Origin of the sequence: Rhodococcus sp. NKCM2511 (genome assembly GCF_014905595.1) — a bacterium.
GTDB classification, from domain to species: domain Bacteria; phylum Actinomycetota; class Actinomycetes; order Mycobacteriales; family Mycobacteriaceae; genus Rhodococcoides; species Rhodococcoides fascians.
Genome location: NZ_BNHJ02000001.1, coordinates 2,122,827 through 2,146,853 on the forward strand (window position 1 = coordinate 2,122,827; position 24,027 = coordinate 2,146,853).

Here is a 24,027-nt window from a genome sequence, read left to right on the forward strand (position 1 = left end):
CAGGAACCCGAAAACGCGGGCAATCACACAACGAACAGTTGGTTCCGCGGCGGTAATGCTGATGCGCAGCTTGTTCGTGTCGACACTTGCATATCCGCTCTGAGCTGGGCACATGCCGAGTGTAGACAACACCTGCAACATCCATGCCCATCTCGGGCGGACACGAGGAGGCACGAGCGCAATGCGCCGTTTCGTTCGCAGCGCAGCGCTGGTCGTGGGGTGGTGCCTCCTCGCCGTAGCTATCGGAATGTTTGCCGTCCGACAGGTCGGCGTGACCGAGATCACTTTCGTTGCTTTGGTGGTCGGAACTCCGTACCTCGGAGTCGCCACCGTCGCGGCGCTTCTGCTCTTCGCCGCCGCCCGCTCACGTATCGGATCGGCGGTCGCAGCCGTCGTCACCGTCGCCGTCGTGGGCGTCCAGGTGCCGATGTTCCTGGCCGACGGGCCGGACAACTCCGGACCGGACCTGTCCGTGTTGACGGTCAACGTGGCGCACGGGGACGCCGATGCCGGCGCAATCGTCGACGCGGTCCGTGATCACGACGTCGACGTGCTCGCCGTCCAGGAACTCACGCCCGAGGAAGTGACCGACCTGAGGGGTGCCGGTCTGGACGACCTGCTGCCGTTCTCCTTCACCGCCGCACTGCCCGTGGCCGACGGCACCGGATTGTGGAGCCGAACACCCTTGACCGACGGCACCCGACTGGACGACTTCGGCTTCGTACCGGTGCAGGCGAACACCGTCGTCGACGGCACTTCGCTGACCCTCGTCTCGTTCCACTCGATGTCTCCCGCGACGCCGCGCCACACCACCCAGTGGGACGCAGACCTGGCCAGGATGCGGGCCATCATGGATACCTACGACAACATTGCCATCGTCGCCGGCGACTTCAATGCCACCAACGATCACCGGCAATTCCGCAGGTTGGCATCGGCTCCGTTCTCCGATGCGGCCGACGCTGCGGGGGCAGGACTGTTCCGCACCTTCCCGTCCGAACGTCCGTTGGCGCGGTTGGACCATGTCGTGACCAGTGACAGCGTCCGCGCCCGGTCGGTGCAGCCGTTACCGATCCCGGAGAGCGATCATCTGGCGGTGCTCGCAACGGTGCAGTTGCCGTGACGATTCCCGGCTAGAAGCGCGGAAGCTGAATGACCGGAGGCGGCGGCAGCTGAATCTGTGGAAGCTGGATCTGCGGCAGACCGGGAATCAGCGGTGCCGGGGCAGGCGCAGGAGCCGGCGCCGCGGGCGGCACGTACTCGGGCTCGGAATACGTCTGAGCCGGAGCCTGAACGGGCTCGGACGTGGGCGGCGGCGTTGTGGTCGGCGGTGGCGTCGTCGGCGTCGGGGTGACCCGGGTTGTCGTGGGACCTGCGGTGATCGGTACCGGTGAATCTGCCGGTGCACTGGTCGGGGCCGGCGACCCACCCCCGTATCCGAGAGACAGGCCGAGGGCGGCGACCGCGACGAGACCACCCGCGACCAGCACGGCACCGCGCACCTTGCGCTTCGAATCCGCAGGCTTGTCGGAGTGGGGTTCCGGAGTCAACCAATCGGGTGCACCGGTCAGCGACGCCGGGTCGGCCGCGGGCTGTCGCCCGCCCGACTGCGGATTCGACTGGGGGTTGGACTGCGCATTCGGTTGGGGAACCGGCTGGTGCGGAGCCTCGACGACCGGTGTGGCGAGCAGTGCCGCTCCACGGGCCGCAACCGATTCGGGGTCTGCCGGAGTGACGACGGGTAACCCGACCCAGGCATCGAGTATCGCTCCGACCAGCGGTATTCGGGCGCCGCCGCCGATCAGGAACAGCGCGTCGACATGCTTGGGTGAACGCCCGATGACGTCACGAACCAGGCGAGCGGAGTACTCGATCGGGACGGTCACCAGTGATTCGAATGCCTCGCGGGAGATCAGGATGACGCCACCGTCGCCCGGAAGACATACTGCGCCGCTCGTCGACAATTGTTCCTTGGCGACCCGGCACCGCGCGGTGAACGCGCTCAGTTCTTGGTTGTCGGCAATGTCGACGCCCTGCTTGGCCAACTGGTTGTCGGCGATCAGGCGATCGAAGTCGTCGCCGCTGATGTCGATGGTGCGTTCTGCCAGCAGAACTTGGCCTGTACCGCGGTCGATCACGCTGATCGTCAGACCCGAACTGCCCAGGTCGTACAACGCGATGGTTCCGAAATGCCCCAGCTCGCCCGACGCTTCGAGGTACTGCAGCGCAGCCCGAGCTTCGGGAACGAGTCGGTAGTTGTACAGCCGCTGACCGGCCATGGCCTGCTGGATCTCACCGAACTGCTGCTGGTCGCGATACGCCACGCCGGTTGCCTGCACTGGGCCGCCGTTGCCCGGTTGTGAGAGCACCACGCCGATGGACTCGGCGGCCAGTTCCTCGGCCCGGTCCCAGTAGGCGTCGACGGTGTCGTGGTGGAAGTCGAGGCGTCCCGAATCCTGAGGGCGCAGGTCGGGTCGAGCCATGCGCACCGCGCTGGCCCCCACCGACACACCGAGAACTTCGGTCATTACCTGCCTCTTGTCGATTTCCCCGTCAACACACGCCGAGACTTCATGTCACGAACCAGTCTCGATCCCCCCAATTGATCACTGTAGCGCGTCGGTGCGGCTGCGCCGCAGTGGTGCGTTCAGGTGCCCCCTGGGGCACCCAGCCACACCACTACAGTTGCGGCATGCGAGTTCTATTCGTCTGCACCGGCAACATCTGCCGATCTCCGACTGCCGAGCGCCTTGCGGTCGCCTTCGCCCGTGAGGGCGAATTCGAGCTGACCGCCAGCAGTGCCGGGACACGGGGACTGACCGGGCACGCGATGGACCCGACGGCAGCGTTGGTGGTGTCACAACTCGGCGGCGATCCCGAGGGCTTCGTGGCTCGACGCCTCACTCCGGCGATCACCGCCGACGCCGAACTCGTTCTGACGATGACCGCGTCGCATCGCGACGCCGTGCTCGCACTGTCGCCGAGGCACATGCGTCGCACCTTCACCTTGCTCGAGGCGTCGAGCCTGGCCGCGGCGTCGGGCGCACGATCGGTTGCTGCCCTCGCCGACGCGCGGGCCGTCCACAGCGTCGAGACGCTGGATATCGGCGACCCGTACCGCCGCGACCCGTCCGTGTACGAGGAAGCCGGCGAGCTGATCGCAGCATCGTTGCCGAATGTTCTCCGCCTGGCGCAGCCGTAACCTTCGACCCACCACGAATTCGCACGCTGCGGTAACGTTCTCGCATCATTGCCGACCACCCGGGTGCGGCCACGGCGTTAGGGTCTGTTCATGCGCGACAAGGTCATCGCGTTGGCAGCAGTGGCGAGTGCCGGAGTAGCCGTCACCGTGGGTCTGGTCATCGGTGCCCTCGGCGGCGCGTTCGACGATTCGAGCCAGGACGTCAGGCCGCCTGCGCTGAAGTCGGACTCCCTCAGTTCGGTCCAGGCGTCACCGACGTCCGCGATCGTCGTGGTTCCGCCGTCTCCCACCTGGCAGGTCGCGGTGCCCACCACCGCCAAGCCGCCGACGACGACGCCGGAGCGGCCTCAGACGACGACGCGGACGCCCCGAACAACCACCAAGCGGTCGGACCGAACTACCACGACCACCACCGACGAGGACTCGACCGACGAGCCGACGACCGACGAGCCCACGACCACCGAGTCGGGCCGGTAGATCTCACGGACGGCCCGCTGTCAGATCGGGCGCGCTGTCTCCGATTCTCAACGCGGCCACCAGTTCTCGATACAGCTCGTCCGACGCCATGAGCTCCGCATGCGTTCCGCGTGCGCGCACCACCCCATCGTCCATCACCAGGATGGTGTCGGCGTCGAGCACGGTGGACAACCGATGCGCGATGGTGACGACGGCAGCATCCTCGGCGATGGAACGGATCACCTCGTGGATCGCCGCCTCGGTGCGTCCGTCGACCTGAGCCGTCGCCTCGTCGAGCAGCAGGATCTGCGGGCGTCGAACGATGGCTCTCGCCAACGCGATTCGTTGCCGCTGCCCACCGGAGACTGTCGAGCCGATCAGGTCGGTGTCCAATCCCTCGTCCAGAGCGCGGATGGTCGAATCCAGGTGCACCGACTCGAGCGCCGCCCAGATGTCACCCTCACTGGCGTCCGGGTGACTGAACAATAGGTTCTCCCGCACAGAACCGGGGATCACCGGCGTCTCCTGCTCCACGTAGGACAGTCGAGAGCGCACCTCGTCGATCGTGAGCTCGCTGTACGGCGTTCCGCCGAGCCGTATCTCGCCGCTCTCGGGCGTCAGGAACCGCAGGATCAGCGAGAACACGCTGGTCTTGCCTGCACCGGAGGGACCGACGATCGCTGTGTGGCCACGCGCGGGGACGTCCAGGTCGATTCCTCGCACGGCCGGATCTCGTCCCGGACCGTAACGTGCTGTCACACTTCGGAATTCGAGCGCCGGAGCAGCGTCGTCAACGGATTGGGTCGGCGCGGGGGTACCTTCCTCTCCCACTTCGACGACGAGGTCGTCGATCTGACGTATCCGCGCCGCCGCAGCCATACCCGCCTGCAGCGCGGTGATGTTGGTGGCGAGGGTGGAGACCGGGCTCATGACCTGAAATGCGTAGAGCAGAAACGCGATCAGGCTGGATACCGCCAGATCCCCGGTGCTGACGCGGTAGCCCCCGAGGCCGAGAATGCCGATGATGGCCAATTGCACGCCGCCGCCCGCGAAGGTCCACGCCAGTGCCGAGATCTTGACGGCGTGCACGCTGTGCCGAGCGGAGGTCCGCGCCTCCGCGATGACGCGTTCGGATTCGCGAGTCTCGGCTCTGCTGGACTTCACTGTTCGGATGGCCCGCAGGGTGCCGTCGAGAATGCCGCCGAGTCGTCCGATCGCTTCCTGTGATTGCCTCTGCGCGATGGCGATCGGAGGCATCAGCCGGGCGAACAACACTGCGATCGCCACGATGGCCACCGCGATCGCGCCCAGCAACACCAGATCCAGAACCGCCATCAGGATCAATGCGCCCACCAGACCCACGACGCTGTTGACTATGGCCACCAGCGCATTCGATGTCGCCTCACGCAGCAGCACGGTGTCCGAGGTGACGCGGGTGACCAACTCACCGGTGGGCCGAGTGTTCAGGCTGCCGACCGTGGCACCGAAATACTTCCGCACGATCGACTTGCGTGCGTCGAGCACGATCCGCTCGGCCAACACCCCGAGCACGATCCACTGCAGATACAGAACGGCCGAGCCGACGACCAACAGGGCCACCAGAACGACGACGGGAACGATCAGCGACGCGTCGGTGCCGAGTCCGTCGAGCACACCCTTGGCGACCATCGGCGTAGCCAACGCCGTTCCGGTACCGATCAGGCCGAGCATCATGCCCAGGATCAGGGTGCGCCGATGAGGCCGCACGAACTGCCACAACACCCGTAGGTTGGGTACCGTTATCTTCTTCTTCTCGGCTGTCGCGATCTGCACATCGACCATGTAGTCAGTGTGCAGCAACGATCAGCTGGTACCGATCGCGTCCCAGATCATGTGGACCGTGGTGCCGTTCTGGTCCGACGTCACCGCCGCCGTATCGGCCAGAGCCCGCATCAGTGGGACGCCTCGACCTCGGTTGGGATCGGAATTGCGGGTCGCCCAATCGCCGCGGTCGGTCACCTTCACATCGATCCGGCCCTGCGCACCGCACAACACACGAATATCGAGGGTTCCGCGGTCGGTGTGATCGCGATACGCATGTTCGACACTGTTCGCTATTGCCTCGTACGTCGCCAACACGACGTCGTACGCACGATCCGGGTCGACGCCCAACTCGTTCAACCAGTCACCGAGCTCACGCCGAAGCTCCGACGCTCGATCCGCATCGGCAGGCTCGTCGGTGAACAGCAGTTCTTCCATTCGCGCACCTGCCGTCGAGATCGAACTGTCGGTACGTGAGTCGTCACCTCCGAAGAGAGTCGCCATCATGAATCCCGTCTACCCAAAACTTCAGGATCTACCCGCATGAATCGCAACGAGTGCCTCGTCGACCGTCGCATAGATGCCGAACACCTCGTCGAGCCCGACCAAAGTCAATGGTCGCCCCGTCGCCGGACCGTCCGCCACCACGGCAAACCCGGCAGTACCGCCCAGTTGCTGATGCGTCGACGCCAACAACGACATGCCTGCCGATGCGAGGAAACCCACATCACTGAGATCGATGACCACAGCCGACGGCGACTTCTCGAGCACCAGAGCCACGGACTCGGACAGATCAGGAGCCGTCACCAAATCCAACTCACCCGACACCGACAAAACGACATCCTGATCACGCCATTCAACAATCACATCGAAATGCTGGGGTCCGAGCCCCGATTCGTCCGCAGTCACACGAAGACTTTACCTCGCTCCCCCGCCCCGCCACCGCCGCCGAAGTCCACTCGACCCGACATCGACCCCCGGCAGGTCCGCTCAACGTGACATTGACCCCCGAAAAGTGTCGATGGTCGTTCCGCAGGCTCCACTCCGGACCACCGAACGTGACATTGAGTCCCCTCGGGGTCGGCTTCGGGTTGGTTTGCCGCCGTCGGCTCACTCAGCCGAGGGGTATCGATCGCATTAGGCTCGTCCAGGTGATCGAGGGCCTGCATTCCATGGACGGTCGCGGTCTGCGTCGTCGCTTGCTCGGGGAGTACGTCGCGGTCGTTGTGGGCGGCGCGGTCGGTGCGGCGTTTCGGTACGAGGTGTGGACGTGGCGGGCGACGCCGCGGTGGCAGTTGTTGTCCACGTTCGGCGTGAATGTGTTCGGCTGTCTGCTCGTCGGCGCTGCGTTGGGGTATCTGTCCGGTCGTCGGGCTCCGGTGACTCGGGCCGGGCTGTTCGGTCTTGCGTGCGGTCTGACGACGTTCGGTCTCTATGCGTTTCAGGCGGTCACCCATCGCGGGGCGTGGAATTCGGTGATCTATCTGGTGGCGACGCCGGTGTTCGCGTTGATCGCGATGGCCGTCGGGGCTGCGATCACGAGACCGGCACGAACGAGCCCGACGCTGTGACGACGTTGATCCTGGTGGCGGCCGGCGGCGGACTCGCGGCTCTGTGCCAGTTCGTGTTCTCGTTCGCCCTCCGGTCGAGGCGACGGGCGACGGCACTGAATCTGGTGGCGTGTGCCGCGCTGGGGTTGGTGTTCGCACTCGATCCGCCGAATGCTGTTCGCTCCGTGGTGGCGGTCGGGTTTCTGGCGTCGGTGGCTCCGCTGGCGGGGACAACGCTGGCGACGATCGGGCTTGCGCGAGATCGTCGGTACCGCTCGGCAGCACTGTTCTTCGGCGCGAACGTGGTGGGTGGAATTGCCGCGGTGATGTTCGGGTTCCTGGCGTGGAAGTCCGGTGTGACGCTCTATCACAAGATTCTGTGACCGAATCCGGTCAGTCGCTTTCCGAATCCTGGCAGGAGCCCTGCACTCCGGCCTTGACGAACCCTGCGATTTGGTACAGGTACGTGAACTCCCATTCGACGAGTGAGAAGTCGTACGCGCGAGGCGTCGGACGCATCGTGACGGTTCCGTCGAAGCACTGATCGAAGATGTAGCGAGCCCGCGGGAGGTGGTATCGCCACGTGACGACGATGACGTGGTTCCAGCCGCGTTCGCGGGCAAGGGTTTCGGTGAACATGGCTTCGCCACGGGTGGTCGAGGGCGACGGCGGAATGCACAACACCTCGAACTGCGACGTGGACGCCGCGCAGGCCTTCCTCATCGTCGGATCGCTGGATCCGTAGGGATCGGACAGCACCACTGTCGTGGCCAGGCCTTGTTGGGCGAGCGAAATGCCGTAGGCCTCACGTCCGTCGTGTTCGCCGCCGAGCACCACGATTGCGTCGGCGGCAACGAGCGGATCCACCCGAGCTTTCGTAAACGCGAGGTAGCCGCCGACACCTACCGACGACACCAGGACAACTGGGATCGCCAGGGCGAGAAACAGCAACCAGCGTCCGCGGAACACCTCACCAGGTTAGGGAAGGCGCTCCGCGAGCGCGCGGTCAGCGACTCATATCACTCGCTGGGCTGCGGCACGGTGACGTTGCAGTCCGTGACCTCGGGGTTGATTCCGAAGTAGTTGAGCGGACCGGCAACGACGGTGAGGGCGATTGTGCCCGCACCTGCACAGTTCTCGGGCGCATTCTCGAAGTCTCCGCGCTGGTACGACGCGAATGCGCCGATGATCAGCCAAACCAGAACGATCAACGTTACGAACCTCATTGGTGCCCCCTTAGGCGGTCAGCCGCCGTTCGGCTGTCGAAGGGCAGGTATGTCCGATTGTGGCAGGCTTCAAACCACGTCACGTGCGCTTCGACAGAGTCTCCGACAGATAATCGTCGAGGGCGCGTTCCTGTACCCGGTCCAGTGCGCGCGCCAGTTCTGCCTGTGCCGATTTCATGGCAAGGCTGCGCATCTTCTCGAACATCTCGGTGGTCTCGGCTACCTCTCCGGACTTGGGCAGCCAACCTGGACCGTGTTTCGCGGCCAGATGGTCGGTCACGCTCCCGACCATCGACTCGGCGATTTCGTTCATTTTCGACGCGGTCCGCTCGTGCTGGTCGAGCAGACGTTCCAATGTGAAGCCGTACTGACTCAGGTCGACGAACACCTCGAGGAGGGTCGGATCGAGAATCTCGCACTGGTCACCGTCGATTCTGATCAGTTTCGCTTCGATCAGTCGGGCAACGATGTCGTCGTTGTCCTCACCGAGAAATTGCGCAATCAGTTCGACGGGAATGACCGTGGTCTCGGCCGACGACCACTTGCGAGTCACGATTTCCTGCAGGCCCAGGATTTCTTCCAGGTCTTTGCCCTGCTCCCAGCCCGACAGGAAATCGGCTATGTGCGCCGAGGTGAACCCCCGCTGAAGCAGCGAGTCGATCACCTTCAATCGAGTCAGGTGATCGTCGTTGTAAATACCTACTCGTCCTCGGAGCGTGGGCGGCGGCAGCAGCCCGCGTTCCTGGTACGCCCGCACGTTGCGAGTGGTCGTCTTGGCCTCTCGGGCCAAGTCGTCGATTCGATACTCCACCGAGCTCCCTACCTCCGCCGCGCGTCGACCTTCAGGATATACGTCGACCACGCGGCGGAAGGAAGAGCCGAATCCGACCGTCATCGAAACGACAAGCGTGCTCTCGAGCGATTCAGGAGTGGGCGACGACCTGTGCCGGTTCCTGCGGCAGGTCGACGCGGCGCGGAACCATGGTGAAATCGCCCTGTTCGACACCTCTGAGTTGGTTGACGTACTGGGTGGCGAAACCCGGGAACATGGTCGCGTTGAAGCCGTCCTCGGTGAGATACCAACTGCTGCAACCGGAATTCCAGGTCGTCTTCGCCAGTTTGCGCTGCATGTCCTCGTTGTAGGCATCCTGGACGTCCTGGCGCACATCGGCGCTGTGCAGATCTCCTTCGACTACCAGAGAGATCGCCTCGACGATGTAGTCGATCTGCGCCTCCATGTACACCAATGCCGAGCTGTGTCCTGGGCCGGAGTTCGGGCCGAAGGTGAAGAACATGTTCGGGTACCCCGATACCGCAATGCTCTTGTACGCCTTGGCTCCCGCGCTCCATTCGTCGGCCAGCACGCGGCTGTCGCGTCCGGTGATCGGAATGGGTGTTCCGGTGTTGGACACGTCGAACCCGGTCGCGAAGACGATGGCGTCGAACTGATGCTCGACGCCTTCCACGGTTCGAATGCCCTTGGGTGAGAGAGTCGCGATCGGCCAGGTCACCAACGTGCAGTTCGGCTTCTGCAGGGCCGGGTAGTAGTCGCTGGTCATCAGCAATCGCTTGCACCCGGCCCGGAACCGAGGTGTCAGCTGTCGCCGCAGCCACGGATCGCGAACCTGCTGACGCAGATGCGCGCGCCCGACCAGTTCGACGATGCGCGTCAACGGGGTCTTCCACACGACACCGAGGGCAACGGACTCGTGCCCCCAGAACCACAGCGACCGCGCCAGGGTCTGCGTCTGCGGGTACCGGGCGTATCGACGCTTGGTGCCTGCCTGCACCTTTCGATTGATCCTGGGCAGGGTCCAACCCGGGGTGCGTTGGAACACCTTGACCGTATCGGCGATCTTCACCAGTTCGGGCACGATCTGCACCGCGCTCGCCCCGGTTCCCACGACCGCGACCTTCTTACCCTCGAAGTCGTAGTCGTGATCCCACCGTGCACTGTGGATCTTGTGTCCCTCGTAGGTATCGATGCCTCGAATGTTCGGCAGGCTGGCATTGGCGAGCGGCCCCGACGCCATCACCACCGTGCGCGCCCGAACATCGGGGCGCCCGTCGATGCTCACGTGCCAATGCCCGGCCCCCTCGTTCCAGATGATGTCGACTACGTTGTGTCCGAATCGAATACGCGATCCGATGTCGAACTCACGCACCATTGTGTGGATGTAATCGAGAATCTCACCACTACCGGAATAGGTGTGCGACCAGTGGGGATTGGGCGTGAAACTGTACGAATACAGCCTCGACGGTATGTCGCAGGCTGCGCCCGGGTAGGTGTTGTCGCGCCAGGTTCCGCCGACGGCGCTGCCGCGTTCGAGGATCGCGACATTCTCGATTCCACTGTTGCGCAGTCGGATAGCGGTACCGATTCCGGCGAATCCCGCACCGACGATCACGGCGTCGAGCACACCTTCGCGCACATCGAACTCGCTCATGCGACGGGCTCGTAGGTCAGTTCCTTGGCCCAGGTGGGCTCGGAATTGAGAGTCTTGGTCGGGTACCGGCGAGTGAGCTTCACCAGGCCGTCCGCAACGCGGTGGTATGGATGCTTGCGGTTGATGACAATGCTGCTGTGCCACTGCACGAATCGATACATCGGCACGCGGAGCGCCTCGGGGCTACGCTCCCCCACACTGCGGAATCGCTTCATCGCGGTGTAGAGCCGTTCCTCGTCGACACCCATCTCGACGATGTTGTCGCGCATCTTGTTCAGCAGTGGGATGTAGCGCAGCAATCCGACGATGAGGGCCGGGTTCATCCAAGCACCGATGGTCTCGACCACCAGCTTGCGCATCCGGGAATGCCCGAGCAATTCGATGACCGCGAAATCGACCGCCAGATGCCGAGATTCGTCGGAGTTGATCTTCTTGAACACGGCCTGACACACCGGATCGTCGATCTCGTCCATGATGAACTTCACCAGCGCGCCGTCCAGGGCCACCTCGAGCATCGGTATGACGGTGCCCAGCACGGTCAGAGACAGCCCGTCGGAATGCTTGTCGAGCCAGTCGATGACGAGCTTGACGTTGACGTTCGGCTCGGGCATCCGGTCACCGTCGAGCATGCCCCAACGACGCATGAGAGCGAGCTCGGCGTTGGCGTGCTTCTGCTCTTCCGCGTGGAAGTAGCGATAGATCTCCGCGAGAGTCTCGTTCGGTGCCTTGAGCGCCATCGCCGCGAAGCCGCGAGCGCCCACGTTCTCGATCCACATCAGATCGGACATGAAGGGCTTGAGTTTGGCGTGCAGTTCGGGGCTGATGGTCTCGGCTCCCGGGCCGTCCCAGTCGATGTCCGCCAATGCCCACTGACGGTCCTTGATCTTGGTCAACATGTCTTCGAAGTCCATTGCCATGTCAGGCTCCTGTGGTTGTCGAGGTGAGGGATTCGTTCTTCGCCGGCTGCTGCTCGGCGGGCAGCACACGATTGAGCAAGCCGAGAAAGCGCACGTACACGGCGGGCAGCAATCTCTTGAACCGCCAGACGGCTTTGGCGTCGAACTGGGGCACGACGTAGAGCCGTCCCCGGTCGAATGCATCGAGCGTTCTGGCAGCGATCTTGTCGGGAGACCGTCCGGTCCAGCGCATCGCGAACTCGGCCAGTCGGGACGAACTCGCGGTGATCCGGCCGTCGACGGCAACGTTGGTCTTGACGAAGGTGGGACACAGAACCGACACCCGCACACCGGTACCCGAGAATTCCGCCGCCATCGTTTCCGACAGGCTCATCACTGCGGCCTTGCCGACGTTGTACGGACCCATCAGCGGCGCAGCGGCGAAGCCGGCGGCGGACGCGACGTTGATGATCCCGCCCTCACCCGCGGCCCGAAGCCCGGGCGTGAACACCTCGCAGCCGTGGATCACGCCCCAGAGGTTGATTCCCAAGGCCCAATTCCAGTCCTCGAATCCGATGTTGCCGACGGGCTTTCCGCCGATTCCGACGCCTGCGTTGTTGATGAGCACCGTGGTGGGTCCGTCGAACTCGATACTTGCACGCAGGGCCAGTTCCTCGACGTTCTCGCGGATCGACACATCGCACTCGACGGCGTATCCGGTGCCGCCGAGGGCGTTCACCATCGCGACGGCCTCCTGCGCTCGCGGCAACGAGATGTCGGCGCACATGACGGCTCCTCCACGTCGAGCCAGTTCCAATGCGAACGCCCGGCCGATGCCGCTGCCTGCGCCGGTCACTACCGCTCTCGACCCGTACGAGGGTCTTCCGGTCTTGCTTCTCATCGACATACCTGTTCCTTCGAATTATGTTGTAGGGCTTGATTATCGAGCGCATACGCGATGAATGCGGATGCATGCTCTAGTGCTCGGTCGGCCTCGGGGATCAACCTCGGGAGAGCTTGGAACACGTGCATCTGATCGGGCCAGATTTCGAGTTCGCTCTCTCCGCCGGCCGCGTCGATCATGGAGTGCAGGTGTCGCGCATCGCCCCTGAGCATCTCGGCTCCGCCCACCTGGATCAGCGTCGGTGGCAGCTCTCGCACACGTCCGAGATCGAGCCGGAGACGCGGGAGATCCGCATCGTGGCCGTCGGTGTACAGCGCCACGAGTCCTCGCGCTGCCTTCGCCGAAATCATCGGGTCCTTGCGCGTGCGTTCCATGCGCGCCGATAGCTCGAAGTCGAGATCGATCAACGGCGAGAACAACACCAATGCTCCCGGCTGCGGCGTCCCGGTTCGGTCGTTCTCGATGATCAGGTCAGCGGCCAGGTGTCCGCCGGCAGAGTCCCCGGCGATGACGATGTTCGATGCGTCGTACCCCTGGCCCAGCAGCCAGCGGTACGCGGCTTCGAGGTCGTCGGCTGCGGCGGGAAATGGGTGTTCCGGGGCGAGCCGGTAGTCGACCGTGAACACCGGCAGGCTCGTCGCCCTGGACAATCGTGCGGTGAGACCACGGTGCGTCCGCGCCGAGCAGATGACGTATGCACTGCCGTGGATGTAGAGGATCACGCGTGGCCCCGGCGACAGGCCGGGCGCTCGCACCCACTCACCGCGAACCGGGCCTTCGGCCACGAGGTCCACTGCCGTTCCTTTCGGGACCGGACCGCACAGGTTCATCGAGGTGGCGACGAGGCGTCGAGAGAACTCGATGCCGCCGCGTGAGGTCGGCAGCAGGTTCGTCATCGGACGCAGAATCAGCCGAGTCATCAAGGCAGCCAGACGGGTTCGCCGAGACCCGGCCCTGAAAGCGCCGCGAGGCAGGTAGTCGTCGTCGGTGGTCGGAGTCACGTCATCACCCTCACCCGCTATTCGCCATTTGTCAATGGCCTATTATTTAGTGGCGAAGTGTGCGACAGTGGCGTCCAACACCGAAAGCGCAAGGGAGCGAGCACACGTGACGATGTTCAGGAGTAATCCACCGGCGGAACTGGATGCGTCTGCCATCGGTCCCGAGGACAGGATCTTCGAGTTGGAGATCGCCGAGGTGACCCGCGAGACCGAAGATGCGATCTCCCTCGGCTTTCTGGTTCCCGAGCATCGGGAAGCGCAGTTTCGGTACGAGCCGGGACAATTCCTCACCCTGGAGATTCCGTGCACGGACGGCGGATCGGTGGCCCGGTGCTACTCCTTCTCCAGCTCTCCGGTCCGGGCCCCGTTCCCCACTGTGACCGTCAAGCGCATTCAGGACGGTCTGGCATCACACTGGTTGCACGACAACGCTGTTCGTGGGATGCGACTCAAGGCGCTGAAGCCGTCGGGCATGTTCGGACCCAAGAGCTGGGACGACCATTTCGTCCTGCTGGCCGCCGGCAGCGGCATCACCCCGATCATGTCGATACTCGAGACCGCCCTGGTGCAGCACGAGAATCGGATCACCCTCGTCTACGCCAACCAGAATCGCGACTCGGTGATCTTCGCAGAGCGACTGACCGAACTGCTGTCGCGCTTCCCCGAACGACTCGACGTTCACCACTGGTACACCTCGGAATCGGGGTTACCCACCGCTGCCGGACTGGCCTCGATGAACGTGACGACTCCGTCCGACTGCGAGGCCTTCCTCTGTGGACCGACGCAATACATGAACGTCGCCGAGGAGTGGCTCGCTCGCACCGGTACGACGGCGCACAGAACCCATCGCGAGGTGTTCTCCTCCTTCGACTCGAATCCGTTTCGGCCCGGCGACGCGACGATTTCCGACGAACCGGGCGCGAACTCCATCACCGCTCAGGTCGAGATCGACGGAATGGAGACCGAGTTCACCTGGAATGCGGACACCAAGCTGCTCGACCGACTCCTCGAGTTGGGTCTCGACCCGCCGTACGTATGCCGCGAAGGAACCTGCGGCGGTTGTGCGTACACCCTCACCGAGGGCACGGTGAACATGCTCGCCAATGAGACGCTCGACGAACACGAACTGCAGCACGGCGTCCGACTGGCCTGCCAGTCCGTGCCCGATTCCACGAGCGTTCGTGCGGTGTTCGACCGCTGATCCCGGAGGAGGGCGCTCAGCCCTCGAGCGTCAACGAATGCGGCTTCGAGGTGAACGCCGCGGCCGAGCCGGAGGCTCGCGCAATCCCCGCGATACCGCCCCAGACCATCATGGTGAGGTAGTCGATGAGTTCGTCGACCGTCATGGTCCGGTCGAACATCCACCAGTGCGACGCCAACCGGACCGCACCGATCAAGGCGAAAGCGAACGGCGTCGAGCCGGCCGTCGAGAACTCCCGCGCTCGAAATCTGTCGGCGATGACGGTCGCCAGCAACTCTGCGATCAGTTCTTCCGATGCGGTGACGATGTCCTGATTGCCACCGACGGCATTGTTCGCGTGCACGTAGATGTAGATCTCGGGATCGGTGGCGACCGTCGCGACATAGGCAGTGATCACGGCACGGGTGAGGTGATATTCGTCGAGATCCTCGGAGATCGCGTCCCGGATCCGAGGCACCAGTGCAGTCTCGACGTATCGCGCCATCGCGGCGTTCGCGAGCCCCTTCTTGTCGGCGAAGTGTTTGTACAGAACAGTTTTCGAGACGTGGTTCGCCGCGGCGATCTCGTTCATCCCGATGTCGTGCCCATGCCGACGAATGGCGGCCAGTGTGCAATCGAGTAGTTCACGGCGCCGAGTGATCCGGTGATCGTGCCACCGATGGCTTCGCCCGTCGACCTTCTCCGGCACGGTCACGCCGAGCGCGAGACGGTTCGTGATCCCCTCAACAGAATCGAGGCGACCAACTCCGGATCGTCCGACATCGGAACGTGCCCGAGCCCCGAGTAGGTGCGAACTTCTGCCTGCGGAAACGTTCGACGCACCAGCGGTGCCTGATACACCGGCAACACCAGGTCCCGGCGTCCCCACGCGACGGTGACAGGAACGGACTCGTCGACCGGAACGCTGAAGCGCGGCACTGCGTTTCCGGCCGCGTCGATCGCACGATTGGTAGTGATGCTGAGCGCGTCGATCGTGGCCGTTGCCGCGGGAACTCGCCACGGCTTGGCGTAGAAGACAGCGTTGGCGATTGTGCGTCCCACGACCGAACGCATGACGGTCGGTGCGATCGGGCTCATCACTCGAGACAACGCCCGCAACAGACGGAACACGAAGAGCGCCCGAGTCTGATCCCAGTGTCCGCGAAAGAAACCGGCCGGTGACAGGGCGGTCGCCGAGGCGACCGACCCGCGGGCAGCAAGTTCCATCGCGAAGTATCCACCCAACGAATTACCGGCCACGTGCGGCTTCTCGCCGTCCACCGCAACGTAGTCGAGAAATCGCTCCAACTCGGCCACGATCCACGGACCCAGGTCGAATTCCTCGGTGGGCAAGTCCGGTGACGCGCCGTGACCGGGCAGGTCCACCGTCACCACTCGTCGATGCCGCGCCAGTATGTCGACGACACTGTCCCACGCATGTTGTCTGTGCACGATGCCGTGAATGAGCACCAATGTAGGGCCCTCACCCCGGATGGTGTGCGCGAGGGTCAGACCGTCGATGTCGGAAGTCACTGCGTGCCGACCTTTCTCGGCCAGATGCGGTATACGGGCGCGATATCCGCCCCCGCCACACGGGCGTTGTCCGCTCGGCCGAACGTCATCGATTCCGTCAGATCGTCGAATCGTGCGTCGATCCTGTCGAGAATGTAGTTCTGCCGCACCGACCAGGGACGTTCGGTCCCCGATTTGGGTAGCTCGTTCAAGGAACGCGTGACGTATCCGGAGGCGAGGTCGACGACCGGACGAGAGTCCACGGCCTTGCCCTGTCGGTCCGGGATCGCATGGGTGTAGCCGTGAGACCGCATGTACACCAACAGTTTAGCTACTGCCTGCGCCGTCATGTCGGCCTTGAGCGTCCACGATGCATTCGTGTACCCGATGGACCATGCAACGTTGGGTACGTCCTCGAGCATGTGACCCTTGTAGACGAACTTGTCGTGCACCTCGAGCCGCTCACCGTCCAGAGACAATTCGATACCCCCGAACGCCTGGAGCTTCAATCCGGTTGCGGTGACGATGATGTCGGCGGGGATCTCGTCACCAGATTCCAACCGGATCCCGTCGGCGGTGATCTCGGCTATCCGGTCGGTCACCACAGTCGCGCGGCCGGAGCGAATGGCCTTGAAGAGATCGCCGTCCGGCACGACGCACAGCCGCTGGTCCCACGGGGCATACGTCGGCTTGAAGTGCTTGTCGACGTCGTATCCACGCGGAAGCTGCGCCTTCGTCATCGCCCGGAACACCCTGCGGGCCGTCTTCGGCGCACGTCGACACAGCTGATACGAGCCGACCATCAACAGTGCATTGCGCCACCGCAGTGCACTGTGCGCGAGGGAGTCCGGCAGTACACGCTGAGTGAGGGTGGTGAACGGATCGGTCATCGGCAACGACGCGATGTAGGTCGGCGAGCGCTGCAGCATCGTCACCGACGCAGCATCGACCGCGAGCGAAGGCACCAAAGTGATTGCGGTCGCGCCACTTCCGATGACAACGACCCGCTTGCCGGTGTGGTCGAGACCTTCCGGCCACTGCTGGGGATGCACCACCTGCCCGGTGAACTTCTCCATCCCGGGAAGATCCGGGGTGTACCCACCCGAGTAGTCGAAGTAGCCGGTACACAAGAACACGAATCGACTTCGATACGTCCGCGGCACGCCGTCGGACAGTGTGTCGACGGTCCACAGGTCCGTCGACGAATCCCAGTTCGCCGCAACGACCGAGGTCGAGAAGTGCGTGTGCTCGTCTATGCCGTTGGCGTGGGCGGTTTCGACGATGTAGTTGCGAATGTCTTCGCCATGAGCAAGGAAGGTGTCTCCCTGCCATGGCGTGTGCGGGAACGAGAACGTGAAGATGTCGCTGTCCGAACGAATACCTGGGTACCGGAACAGATCCCAGGTACCGCCTGCTCGCTCGCGCCCTTCGAGGATCGCGTAGCTGAGCTCCGGTGCCATCTCCTGCAAGCGATACGCGGCTCCGACTCCCGAAATACCCGCACCGACGATGAGCACATCCCTGAAGTTGTCGTGGATCGAACCGTCGACCTCGGGCCAAGTATCTGCATTCATCGACGCGCCTCGCTGTCTCACCGAACACCATCGCCCGGACGCCGACCCAGCAGCGACACCGCGACTAACATCACATAATGTGCCATTGACTGGTGGCGGTGTCAATGGCAGCCTTCAGCACATCACAGACAGGAGCTGTCATGAACCACACTCTCTTCGTTGGGTGTATGCCCAACGCAACCGGAACCAGTAGCCGATGACTCCCGTGGCGGTCGGGGCTGCGGGAGTCATCGCGCTGATCCTGCTCACGTCGAGAGGGTCGGGACTGGACTTCGATCGGCGCTCGTTGTCGACGGCCTACTCGGCACGTGCGACGCGCGCACGCCGTCGAACATGGTGGCCGCGTTCGACGAAGTAGTCACAGCACGCCGAGCAGCACAAATATGGCTACTCGTCGTAGTGACCCGAAACACCCGTGGTCGGACGTATGTTTCGGACCGTCGAGTTCGACTCATACTTACCGGCGTCGTCCGCGACGTCACCGCTCCGGTTTCCGGAGACGACCTACACGAAAGAGGGATACCGATGGCCGACTTCATCGACAAGGCTCAGCACAAGGCAGAAGAACTGGCCGGGACTGCGAAGGAGAAGGCCGGTGAGGCCACCGGTGACGACAGCCTTCGCGCCGAAGGGGCCACCGACCAGGCCAAGGCCAACACTCAGCAGGCTGCCGACAAGGTTTCCGACGCCGCCGAGAGCGTTGCCGACTCCGCGGCCGGCGCTGCCAAGCAGGCCAAGCACGCAGCTGCAGACGTTGCCGACAAGGCAGCCGACACCGCCGCAGACGTCAAGAGCGCCGTCCAGGACAAGGTCGAGAACGTCGACGTCGACGACGTGAAGGAGAAGGCCTCCCAGGTCGCCGACAAGGCAGCCGAGAAGGCCTCCGCCGTCGCCGACGACGTGAAGACCACGGTCCGCAACATCGACAGCGAGGATGTGGCCGAGGCCGCGAAGGTCGGCACTCCGATCATCGCCGCCATTGCAGCCGCCGCCGGTGCCGTCGCATTCGTGCTGATCCGTCGCCGCAACCGTCGCCGCAGCGCTGCACATTTGTTCGTTCCGTCGAAGCGCACCACCCGCAAGCTCGCCAAGAAGGCGCGTAAGCACAGCTTCTGAAGGTAATCACCCGGAAAGCCCCGCCTCGTTTTCAGGCGGGGCTTTCGCTCGTTCTACAGCGGTTTCAGCGCCCGGCTGGGCACCCAGTGTGTGACGGTTTCGCTCCGGTCTCGCGACATCAGTTCGTAGGTGACGCGACCCAACCAATCGCCGTCGACGGTGATGGACCATTCGACCAGATCCCCCGGGACCACGCGTCGAACATCGAAGCCTTCCGGATTGAACTTCGACGCGTGATGCGGTGGTAGCGGATACAGGACGTTCAGATCGATCCACACCTTGAGTGGTGGTCTGAGCATCTTGAACGGACGCACGGCAGACGCGGGTCGAGGTTGAGCGCGTCGTGCCATCGTTCGATCATACGTTCGATTCGAATGCAGTCCTACCCATCCCCGCAACGAGAAACGGCCACCCGCACACGAGGTGCGGATGGCCGTCTTCGATCAGGATGAATCAGATGCCGAGCGATCCTGCCAGGAACGGCCAGGACTTGTGCAGGTCGTCCTGCCAGTAGCCCCAGGAGTGGTTGCCGACCGGACGGAAGTCGACAGTTGCCGGGATTCCCAGCTGGTCGAGACGCTTGGCCAGGTTGGACGTGCAGAAGTTGGTGGCCAGCTCGATGCCGCCGCCGACGATGACCTGGTTGGCGAGCGTCGCCGGGTCGTTCTTCAGGCGCGGGTTGGCGAAGGTGTCGTTCGGGATGCCGGGCAGTCCGCTGCCGGTGCTCATGTAGATCTGGGTGCCGCGCAGCTTCTCGGCGTTGAGCAGCGGATCGTTCTCGCGCCACACGGGGCCGTCGAGCGGGCCCCACATGTTCTCGACGTTTCCGCCGCCGTACGTCTCGACGACGAGCTTGACGAACTGCTGACCGATGGGGTCCGAGGTCTGCGCGCAACCGCTGTAGGCCGCGACGCCGGTGAACTTGCCCGGGTACTTGATCGCGATGTTGAGGACCGATGTGCCCGTCATGGACAACGCTGCCAGCGACTGGCGACCGTTGGTGTCGAACTGGGCGTCGATCAGCGGAGGCAGTTCTTCACCGAGGAAGGTGCTCCACTTGTTGCTGCCGAGCTTCGGATCGTCCTGCAGCCAGTCGGTGTAGTAGGACCACTTGCCCTTCTGCGGAGTCACGATGTAGGCGTTCTTGTCCGACAGGAAGGCCTCGGCGTCGGTCTGCGACTGCCACGATGCGGCATCCTCGCCGCCACCTGCACCGTTGAGCAGGTACAGCACCGGACGCGACACGCTCTCGTCGGCGGGGCGCTGCACCGTTACCGGAATGGTGCGGTTCATCGACGCGGAGTACACCTGGAGCTGAACCCGGCGGCCGTCGAGGGTGTTCACCGATTCGATTCGCGAGCCGTTGCTCGACTGAGTCGTTGCGGCGGGCAGTTCGTCCGCGGACGCGACGGGCGTCATCAGCGCGGTCGGAAGAATCGCCACTGCGAGGGCGACGGCCGCAGCCGAACCGAATCGCTGGAAGCCGTGTCGTCGAGATCGTGGCACGCTGTTTCACCTTTTCGTCGAGTTACACCGGTCGAGTTTCTACATCGGCCGAAGATGAGGTGACGTTACCTCGAGCAAACGTCCCGAGCGTTATGGACCGGACGAATCCGAGACGCGATCGTGATGCTCGCGCTCGGCCCTGCGACCGAGGACGAGACACACCAGGATGACGATCACCGCCACGACAACGCCGACGGGAAGTGGCGAATACAGCCAGACAATGGGCGGCACATAATCGTCGGATGTCCCATCCGTCCAACCGAACACCCGCGGCGGTACCGGTGCCGACACCGAGAACAGCGTCAGTGCGAACGGTACGAGCGGACCGATGGTCGACGCCACCGTGCGCGTCACTCGTGCCGATCCGACGAGCAATCCGACAGCGATGGGATGCAGCACGCAATAGCACACAGTCCCAACGGTATTGATCGAGTCGTCTCCGATCGGCAGAAGAGGGCTTCCCAATCGACGGCCATGTGTGGTCTATTCGACGCGAACCCAACGTCAGGAGTGCGCCATGTTTCGTCGTATCGCCGTCACGGTTGCTGTCGTCGCAGGTACCGCCGCACTTGGAGTCGGTACCGCCAACGCCGACGAATGGCCCGTCGCGCCGCCGTACCCGAGCCCGACTGCTCCGCAGGACGTCACCGGAGTGTTCCTCACCCCTCAGGACCCGGACTACTGGAATCCCTTCGTCAGCGAGAATCGACTGACGTCCCCGTACGGCAACAGCACTCGCATCGTCTGCACCGGATTCCATGGCGTACTGCTGGAGTGCTGGCAGGCCGACTCGAACGGCAACCCGCACAAGCTCATTCCGCTGAGTATGGACTACCCGGGTTCGACGGGTCATTTGCTCCCCGGCGGCGGTCCACGGCACTTCGTCTACCCCGGTTACATCCCCGGCATCGGCTGACCCCGTCGACACCGGCAGCAACTGATCTGAGTGTCCACAATTCGCCCTCGAAAGCGGGATTCCGTACGAGGGTGACAATAGTGGGCGCTCAGGTCAGTTGTACGGCTTGCGCGCCGTTTCCGGGTCGCCGTAGGTGATTGCCCGTTCACGTCGTGTTCCACTGAGAAGTGTTGCGCCCCAGTTGATCAGCGTCCCGGCTCGGTTGCGTTTACCGGCCAGGAATGCGATGTGGATGACGCCCCACGACACCCAGCCCAAGAATCCCGACATCTTCAGCGGCCCGGCCTGCACCAGCGCGTGGCCGCGGGCGATGTAGGCGGCAGTGCCCAGGTCTCGATACTTGAAATCCGAACGCGCAGAACCGGATACATCTGCTGCGATTGCTGCGCCCGCTGCACGTCCACCCTGCATCGCCACTTCGGCGACACCGGCCAGACCGTTCAACGCCATGATGTCGCCGACGACGAACACGTTGCGGTGACCCGGTACGGACAGGTCGGGCTGCACGGCGATCCGTCCGGACCTGTCCTGCTCGACGCCCAGGGCGTCGGCCAGGTGCTTCACGAACGGAACCGCTTCGACGCCTGCGGTCCACAGCACGGTGCGAGTGTCGTGGCGTGTGACGGTCTTCGGTTCGGCCTTGGCCGTCACCTCGACGTCGGTGGCCGTGACGTCGGTGACGTGAACGCCGAGATGCGTTTCGACTCCGACCGTGTCGAGGGTGCGCTGGGCCTTCTTCGTCAGGGAGTCTGGGAACGATTCGAGTACGCGGTCGCCACCGTGAAAGAGGAGCACCTTAGCTTCGGACGGGTGGATCGAATCGAATTCCTTCGCCAGCGCCCGGGTGGCGAGTTCCCTGATCTGCCCGGCCAATTCGACTCCGGTGGGCCCTCCACCGGCGACGGCGAAGGTGAGCCAGGGGCGACGCTCTTCGGGGGTGGGCAGGGACTCGGCCATCTCGAATGCCGAGATCAGTTTTCGCCTGATCGCCAAGGCGTCGTCGAGGGTCTTCATGCCCGGTGCCCACTGCACGTATTCGTCGTGGCCGTGATACGCCTGCTGCATTCCGACGGCAACCACGAGGTAGTCGTACGGCAACTCGAACGTCGACCCGTCGAAGCGGCTCGCCGTCACCACTCCGCCATCGCCCACGGTTGTCACCGAGGTCGCTTCACCGAGAGCCACCTTCACGTTCTTCTGCTTGCGCAACAGGTGCCGCAACGGGCTGGCGATCGAGCCTTCGGAGAGAAGGCCGGTTGCGCACTGATAGAGCAGCGGCTGAAAGACGTGAGAGGTGCCTCGTTCGAGAACGGTGATGTCGACATCCGAACCGTGCAGCCGGCGGGTTGCATACAACCCGCCGAAGCCGCCGCCGAGGACCAGGACCCGTGGACGTGACATCGTCGATACTCTCCCTCGATCCGACCCGCAGAACACAATTCCTCGCGCGTCACAGCGTACTCGAGGGCAACGGCGTGCAGCCGTCCCCCGCCGGGCCGCACCCCGGTCTTGGGTGCGGCCCGGCAACGTACCGACAACAGTTCAGCCGAGCATCCGCTGCATCGTGTCGATTTCCTGCTGTTGCGTGGCCACGATCGTGCGGGCCATCTCCTGCGCGTCGGGGTTCGAGCCGTCCGCAATCTCGTTGTTCGCCATCTCGATCGCGCCCTCGTGATGCTCGATCATCATCGTCAGCCACTGACGGTCGAACTCCGGGCCCGACAGACCGGTCAGGGCGTCCATGTCCTGCTGGGACATCATGCTCATACCCGAGCTGTGGTCCATTCCGCTCATCTCACCCATGTCCGACGGGGATGCGGGCTGACCCCATTCGGCGAGCCAGGCCGTCATCCGGTCCATTTCCGGTTGCTGCGCGGCTTGGATCGCCGACGCCAGTGCCACGACGTCCGGATTGTCGGTGCGACCTTGGACCATGTCAGCCATGTCGACGGCCTGCGCGTGGTGCGGGTACATCATCCGCGCGAACATGACGTCGGCGTCGTTGAACTCCGCCGATGCCGATGCCGATGCCGATGCCGAATCCTGAACGGAAGCCGATGAGGTAGTCGACATCGACGAATCCGACGTGGTGTCGCTGCTGCAGCCGGCGACGAGGAATGCGCTTACGGTGGCGGCAGCCACCGAAGCGACGAGTGTTGTACGCATGTGAATCTCCTTGAACGAGTGTGCAATACAGGGATCTAGGTATGTCGATCCGCCGGTGGTCGTGCGTCCACCGGGCTGCCTGTCACACTCGCAAGGTCACCGATCTGTCCAACTCCCACAGAGTCCACGGCGGCGCACGCTCCGATATGGAATGGACGCGCCCACCGATCCCGTCCTCCGACATGACCGAGTGGACGCCATCGACGCTCGTCACCGGGACCGACAGCGCAGCCCACGACACGGTGGTTCCCGCGCACGGATGCATCATCTGATGTGCCGACGGGCAGTCGTGCTCACCGACTGCCACCTGAACCGGGTCCTCGTGGTGGGTCGCCGACGCCATGGCCGCATGCTCGCTTTGCGCCGACGTGGTCGGCGTCACCGAGTGCATCAGCAGTACCCCGAGGATCGTCAGCGCGATCAACAATCCGGTCGCCGAGGCAAAGCCCGGACGACAGCGTCGGATCACTGAATGCATGTCACCGACGATAGCAAGACATACCCCCCAGGGGTAGCGGTCAGGGCATTCCGGCTCGAGCCGAGTGACTTCCGACTCTGTCTGCGCTCCAGCGAACCGG

Annotated in this window: 29 protein-coding genes; 9 read left to right on the top strand and 20 right to left on the bottom strand. The window is 63.9% G+C overall.

What is annotated here, in order from left to right:
• The first annotated feature begins 181 nt into the window (after positions 1 to 181).
• Complete coding sequence (locus JLZ96_RS09660) at positions 182 to 1,120, top strand: endonuclease/exonuclease/phosphatase family protein (RefSeq protein WP_201009948.1); 939 nt, start codon at positions 182 to 184, stop codon at positions 1,118 to 1,120.
• A 10-nt stretch (positions 1,121 to 1,130) separates the two neighbouring features.
• On the opposite strand, the gene JLZ96_RS09665 is transcribed toward JLZ96_RS09660, so the two are convergent.
• Positions 1,131 to 2,525, bottom strand: a complete 1,395-nt coding sequence (locus JLZ96_RS09665; protein WP_052053538.1) for an Hsp70 family protein — start codon at positions 2,523 to 2,525, stop codon at positions 1,131 to 1,133.
• A gap of 164 nt (positions 2,526 to 2,689) precedes the next feature.
• Here JLZ96_RS09665 and JLZ96_RS09670 point away from each other — a divergent pair, with 164 nt between their 5' ends.
• A complete protein-coding gene (locus tag JLZ96_RS09670) occupies positions 2,690 to 3,199 on the top strand; it encodes a low molecular weight phosphatase family protein (protein WP_201009949.1) in 510 nt (169 codons plus the stop codon).
• A 90-nt stretch (positions 3,200 to 3,289) separates the two neighbouring features.
• A complete protein-coding gene (locus JLZ96_RS09675; RefSeq protein ID WP_032366898.1) occupies positions 3,290 to 3,676 on the top strand; it encodes a hypothetical protein in 387 nt (128 codons plus the stop codon).
• Positions 3,677 to 3,679: 3 nt separating this feature from the next.
• Here JLZ96_RS09675 and JLZ96_RS09680 read toward each other — a convergent pair whose 3' ends face one another.
• The 3 genes from JLZ96_RS09680 to JLZ96_RS09690 are packed head-to-tail and all read right to left on the bottom strand — an operon-like array spanning position 3,680 to position 6,319.
• Positions 3,680 to 5,476: an ABC transporter ATP-binding protein gene (locus tag JLZ96_RS09680; RefSeq protein ID WP_201009950.1), complete on the bottom strand. Its 1,797-nt coding sequence runs from the start codon at positions 5,474 to 5,476 to the stop codon at positions 3,680 to 3,682.
• Positions 5,477 to 5,497: 21 nt separating this feature from the next.
• Positions 5,498 to 5,962, bottom strand: coding sequence for an ATP-binding protein (locus tag JLZ96_RS09685; RefSeq protein ID WP_027495616.1), 465 nt, complete (start codon positions 5,960 to 5,962; stop codon positions 5,498 to 5,500).
• 21 nt (positions 5,963 to 5,983) lie between these two features.
• Positions 5,984 to 6,319 (bottom strand): STAS domain-containing protein, encoded by a 336-nt coding sequence (locus JLZ96_RS09690; protein ID WP_027495615.1) that lies wholly within the window; start codon positions 6,317 to 6,319, stop codon positions 5,984 to 5,986.
• Between the two features lie 287 nt (positions 6,320 to 6,606).
• On the opposite strand from JLZ96_RS09690, the gene JLZ96_RS09695 reads away from it, so the two are divergent.
• Both JLZ96_RS09695 and JLZ96_RS09700 read left to right on the top strand, forming a co-directional pair.
• On the top strand, positions 6,607 to 7,026 hold the full coding sequence (locus JLZ96_RS09695) for a CrcB family protein (RefSeq protein ID WP_080731924.1): 420 nt from the start codon (positions 6,607 to 6,609) through the stop codon (positions 7,024 to 7,026).
• A complete protein-coding gene (locus JLZ96_RS09700; RefSeq protein WP_032366900.1) occupies positions 7,023 to 7,388 on the top strand; it encodes a CrcB family protein in 366 nt (121 codons plus the stop codon). Before JLZ96_RS09695 ends, JLZ96_RS09700 begins: the two co-directional genes overlap by 4 nt.
• 10 nt (positions 7,389 to 7,398) lie before the next feature.
• On the opposite strand, the gene JLZ96_RS09705 is transcribed toward JLZ96_RS09700, so the two are convergent.
• The 7 genes from JLZ96_RS09705 to JLZ96_RS09735 form a co-directional block, all read right to left on the bottom strand.
• Positions 7,399 to 7,974, bottom strand: a complete 576-nt coding sequence (locus JLZ96_RS09705; protein ID WP_094715744.1) for a YdcF family protein — start codon at positions 7,972 to 7,974, stop codon at positions 7,399 to 7,401.
• Positions 7,975 to 8,024: 50 nt separating this feature from the next.
• Positions 8,025 to 8,231, bottom strand: coding sequence for a hypothetical protein (locus JLZ96_RS09710; RefSeq protein WP_027495611.1), 207 nt, complete (start codon positions 8,229 to 8,231; stop codon positions 8,025 to 8,027).
• A gap of 79 nt (positions 8,232 to 8,310) precedes the next feature.
• Positions 8,311 to 9,042 (bottom strand): MerR family transcriptional regulator, encoded by a 732-nt coding sequence (locus JLZ96_RS09715; RefSeq protein ID WP_027495610.1) that lies wholly within the window; start codon positions 9,040 to 9,042, stop codon positions 8,311 to 8,313.
• 112 nt (positions 9,043 to 9,154) lie between these two features.
• On the bottom strand, positions 9,155 to 10,678 hold the full coding sequence (locus tag JLZ96_RS09720) for an NAD(P)/FAD-dependent oxidoreductase (RefSeq protein ID WP_201009951.1): 1,524 nt from the start codon (positions 10,676 to 10,678) through the stop codon (positions 9,155 to 9,157).
• Positions 10,675 to 11,595 carry a hypothetical protein gene (locus JLZ96_RS09725; protein ID WP_032366903.1) on the bottom strand — a complete coding sequence of 307 codons (921 nt, stop codon included), beginning with the start codon at positions 11,593 to 11,595 and terminating at the stop codon, positions 10,675 to 10,677. Before JLZ96_RS09725 ends, JLZ96_RS09720 begins: the two co-directional genes overlap by 4 nt.
• 1 nt (position 11,596) lies before the next feature.
• A complete protein-coding gene (locus JLZ96_RS09730) occupies positions 11,597 to 12,475 on the bottom strand; it encodes an SDR family NAD(P)-dependent oxidoreductase (RefSeq protein ID WP_032371856.1) in 879 nt (292 codons plus the stop codon).
• Positions 12,472 to 13,479 carry an alpha/beta hydrolase gene (locus JLZ96_RS09735; protein ID WP_308436821.1) on the bottom strand — a complete coding sequence of 336 codons (1,008 nt, stop codon included), beginning with the start codon at positions 13,477 to 13,479 and terminating at the stop codon, positions 12,472 to 12,474. The genes JLZ96_RS09730 and JLZ96_RS09735 overlap by 4 nt, the downstream gene beginning before the upstream one ends.
• A 112-nt stretch (positions 13,480 to 13,591) precedes the next feature.
• Between JLZ96_RS09735 and JLZ96_RS09740 the strand changes: the two genes are divergently transcribed.
• Positions 13,592 to 14,680, top strand: coding sequence for a 2Fe-2S iron-sulfur cluster-binding protein (locus JLZ96_RS09740; RefSeq protein ID WP_201010691.1), 1,089 nt, complete (start codon positions 13,592 to 13,594; stop codon positions 14,678 to 14,680).
• Positions 14,681 to 14,696: 16 nt separating this feature from the next.
• On the opposite strand, the gene JLZ96_RS09745 is transcribed toward JLZ96_RS09740, so the two are convergent.
• From JLZ96_RS09745 to JLZ96_RS09755, 3 genes are read right to left on the bottom strand one after another with little or no spacing between them, the layout of a single operon-like run.
• Positions 14,697 to 15,374, bottom strand: coding sequence for a TetR/AcrR family transcriptional regulator (locus JLZ96_RS09745; RefSeq protein WP_201009952.1), 678 nt, complete (start codon positions 15,372 to 15,374; stop codon positions 14,697 to 14,699).
• Entirely contained in the window at positions 15,371 to 16,192 is an 822-nt protein-coding gene (locus JLZ96_RS09750) for an alpha/beta fold hydrolase (protein ID WP_230593457.1), read from the bottom strand. The genes JLZ96_RS09745 and JLZ96_RS09750 overlap by 4 nt, the downstream gene beginning before the upstream one ends.
• Positions 16,189 to 17,745 carry an NAD(P)/FAD-dependent oxidoreductase gene (locus JLZ96_RS09755; protein ID WP_201009953.1) on the bottom strand — a complete coding sequence of 519 codons (1,557 nt, stop codon included), beginning with the start codon at positions 17,743 to 17,745 and terminating at the stop codon, positions 16,189 to 16,191. Before JLZ96_RS09755 ends, JLZ96_RS09750 begins: the two co-directional genes overlap by 4 nt.
• Before the next feature lie 196 nt (positions 17,746 to 17,941).
• Between JLZ96_RS09755 and JLZ96_RS09760 the strand changes: the two genes are divergently transcribed.
• Complete coding sequence (locus JLZ96_RS09760) at positions 17,942 to 18,103, top strand: hypothetical protein (protein WP_155291285.1); 162 nt, start codon at positions 17,942 to 17,944, stop codon at positions 18,101 to 18,103.
• A 167-nt stretch (positions 18,104 to 18,270) separates the two neighbouring features.
• On the top strand, positions 18,271 to 18,861 hold the full coding sequence (locus JLZ96_RS25210) for a CsbD family protein (RefSeq protein ID WP_063216602.1): 591 nt from the start codon (positions 18,271 to 18,273) through the stop codon (positions 18,859 to 18,861).
• Positions 18,862 to 18,914: 53 nt separating this feature from the next.
• On the opposite strand, the gene JLZ96_RS09770 is transcribed toward JLZ96_RS25210, so the two are convergent.
• From JLZ96_RS09770 to JLZ96_RS09780, 3 genes are all read right to left on the bottom strand, one after another.
• Positions 18,915 to 19,211 (bottom strand): hypothetical protein, encoded by a 297-nt coding sequence (locus JLZ96_RS09770; RefSeq protein ID WP_027495602.1) that lies wholly within the window; start codon positions 19,209 to 19,211, stop codon positions 18,915 to 18,917.
• Between the two features lie 103 nt (positions 19,212 to 19,314).
• A complete protein-coding gene (locus tag JLZ96_RS09775; RefSeq protein WP_236254085.1) occupies positions 19,315 to 20,280 on the bottom strand; it encodes an alpha/beta hydrolase family protein in 966 nt (321 codons plus the stop codon).
• Between the two features lie 177 nt (positions 20,281 to 20,457).
• On the bottom strand, positions 20,458 to 20,766 hold the full coding sequence (locus tag JLZ96_RS09780) for a hypothetical protein (RefSeq protein ID WP_201009954.1): 309 nt from the start codon (positions 20,764 to 20,766) through the stop codon (positions 20,458 to 20,460).
• A 118-nt stretch (positions 20,767 to 20,884) separates the two neighbouring features.
• Here JLZ96_RS09780 and JLZ96_RS09785 point away from each other — a divergent pair, with 118 nt between their 5' ends.
• Positions 20,885 to 21,283 carry a hypothetical protein gene (locus tag JLZ96_RS09785; RefSeq protein WP_205914386.1) on the top strand — a complete coding sequence of 133 codons (399 nt, stop codon included), beginning with the start codon at positions 20,885 to 20,887 and terminating at the stop codon, positions 21,281 to 21,283.
• Positions 21,284 to 21,376: 93 nt separating this feature from the next.
• Here JLZ96_RS09785 and JLZ96_RS09790 read toward each other — a convergent pair whose 3' ends face one another.
• From JLZ96_RS09790 to JLZ96_RS09800, 3 genes are all read right to left on the bottom strand, one after another.
• Entirely contained in the window at positions 21,377 to 22,684 is a 1,308-nt protein-coding gene (locus JLZ96_RS09790; protein WP_201009955.1) for an NAD(P)/FAD-dependent oxidoreductase, read from the bottom strand.
• Positions 22,685 to 22,825: 141 nt separating this feature from the next.
• Positions 22,826 to 23,449, bottom strand: coding sequence for a DUF305 domain-containing protein (locus JLZ96_RS09795; RefSeq protein ID WP_032374984.1), 624 nt, complete (start codon positions 23,447 to 23,449; stop codon positions 22,826 to 22,828).
• Positions 23,450 to 23,531: 82 nt separating this feature from the next.
• Positions 23,532 to 23,927 (bottom strand): DUF6153 family protein, encoded by a 396-nt coding sequence (locus tag JLZ96_RS09800; RefSeq protein ID WP_201009956.1) that lies wholly within the window; start codon positions 23,925 to 23,927, stop codon positions 23,532 to 23,534.
• Between the last annotated feature and the right edge of the window lie 100 nt (positions 23,928 to 24,027).

Excerpts from the sequence above, each read along its gene's own strand:
- JLZ96_RS09795 (WP_032374984.1), bottom strand. The coding sequence starts at position 23,449 with ATGCGTACAACACTCGTCGCTTCGGTGGCTGCCGCCACCGTAAGCGCA.
- JLZ96_RS25210 (WP_063216602.1), top strand. The coding sequence starts at position 18,271 with ATGGCCGACTTCATCGACAAGGCTCAGCACAAGGCAGAAGAACTGGCC.
- JLZ96_RS09680 (WP_201009950.1), bottom strand. The coding sequence starts at position 5,476 with ATGGTCGATGTGCAGATCGCGACAGCCGAGAAGAAGAAGATAACGGTA.
- JLZ96_RS09760 (WP_155291285.1), top strand. The coding sequence starts at position 17,942 with ATGACTCCCGTGGCGGTCGGGGCTGCGGGAGTCATCGCGCTGATCCTG.
- JLZ96_RS09800 (WP_201009956.1), bottom strand. The coding sequence starts at position 23,927 with ATGCATTCAGTGATCCGACGCTGTCGTCCGGGCTTTGCCTCGGCGACC.
- JLZ96_RS09730 (WP_032371856.1), bottom strand. The coding sequence starts at position 12,475 with ATGAGAAGCAAGACCGGAAGACCCTCGTACGGGTCGAGAGCGGTAGTG.
- JLZ96_RS09720 (WP_201009951.1), bottom strand. The coding sequence starts at position 10,678 with ATGAGCGAGTTCGATGTGCGCGAAGGTGTGCTCGACGCCGTGATCGTC.
- JLZ96_RS09755 (WP_201009953.1), bottom strand. The coding sequence starts at position 17,745 with ATGAATGCAGATACTTGGCCCGAGGTCGACGGTTCGATCCACGACAAC.
- JLZ96_RS09685 (WP_027495616.1), bottom strand. The coding sequence starts at position 5,962 with ATGATGGCGACTCTCTTCGGAGGTGACGACTCACGTACCGACAGTTCG.
- JLZ96_RS09770 (WP_027495602.1), bottom strand. The coding sequence starts at position 19,211 with ATGGCACGACGCGCTCAACCTCGACCCGCGTCTGCCGTGCGTCCGTTC.
- JLZ96_RS09660 (WP_201009948.1), top strand. The coding sequence starts at position 182 with ATGCGCCGTTTCGTTCGCAGCGCAGCGCTGGTCGTGGGGTGGTGCCTC.
- JLZ96_RS09725 (WP_032366903.1), bottom strand. The coding sequence starts at position 11,595 with ATGGCAATGGACTTCGAAGACATGTTGACCAAGATCAAGGACCGTCAG.
- JLZ96_RS09740 (WP_201010691.1), top strand. The coding sequence starts at position 13,592 with ATGTTCAGGAGTAATCCACCGGCGGAACTGGATGCGTCTGCCATCGGT.
- JLZ96_RS09675 (WP_032366898.1), top strand. The coding sequence starts at position 3,290 with ATGCGCGACAAGGTCATCGCGTTGGCAGCAGTGGCGAGTGCCGGAGTA.
- JLZ96_RS09665 (WP_052053538.1), bottom strand. The coding sequence starts at position 2,525 with ATGACCGAAGTTCTCGGTGTGTCGGTGGGGGCCAGCGCGGTGCGCATG.
- JLZ96_RS09790 (WP_201009955.1), bottom strand. The coding sequence starts at position 22,684 with ATGTCACGTCCACGGGTCCTGGTCCTCGGCGGCGGCTTCGGCGGGTTG.
- JLZ96_RS09710 (WP_027495611.1), bottom strand. The coding sequence starts at position 8,231 with ATGAGGTTCGTAACGTTGATCGTTCTGGTTTGGCTGATCATCGGCGCA.
- JLZ96_RS09775 (WP_236254085.1), bottom strand. The coding sequence starts at position 20,280 with ATGACGCCCGTCGCGTCCGCGGACGAACTGCCCGCCGCAACGACTCAG.
- JLZ96_RS09785 (WP_205914386.1), top strand. The coding sequence starts at position 20,885 with ATGTTTCGTCGTATCGCCGTCACGGTTGCTGTCGTCGCAGGTACCGCC.
- JLZ96_RS09670 (WP_201009949.1), top strand. The coding sequence starts at position 2,690 with ATGCGAGTTCTATTCGTCTGCACCGGCAACATCTGCCGATCTCCGACT.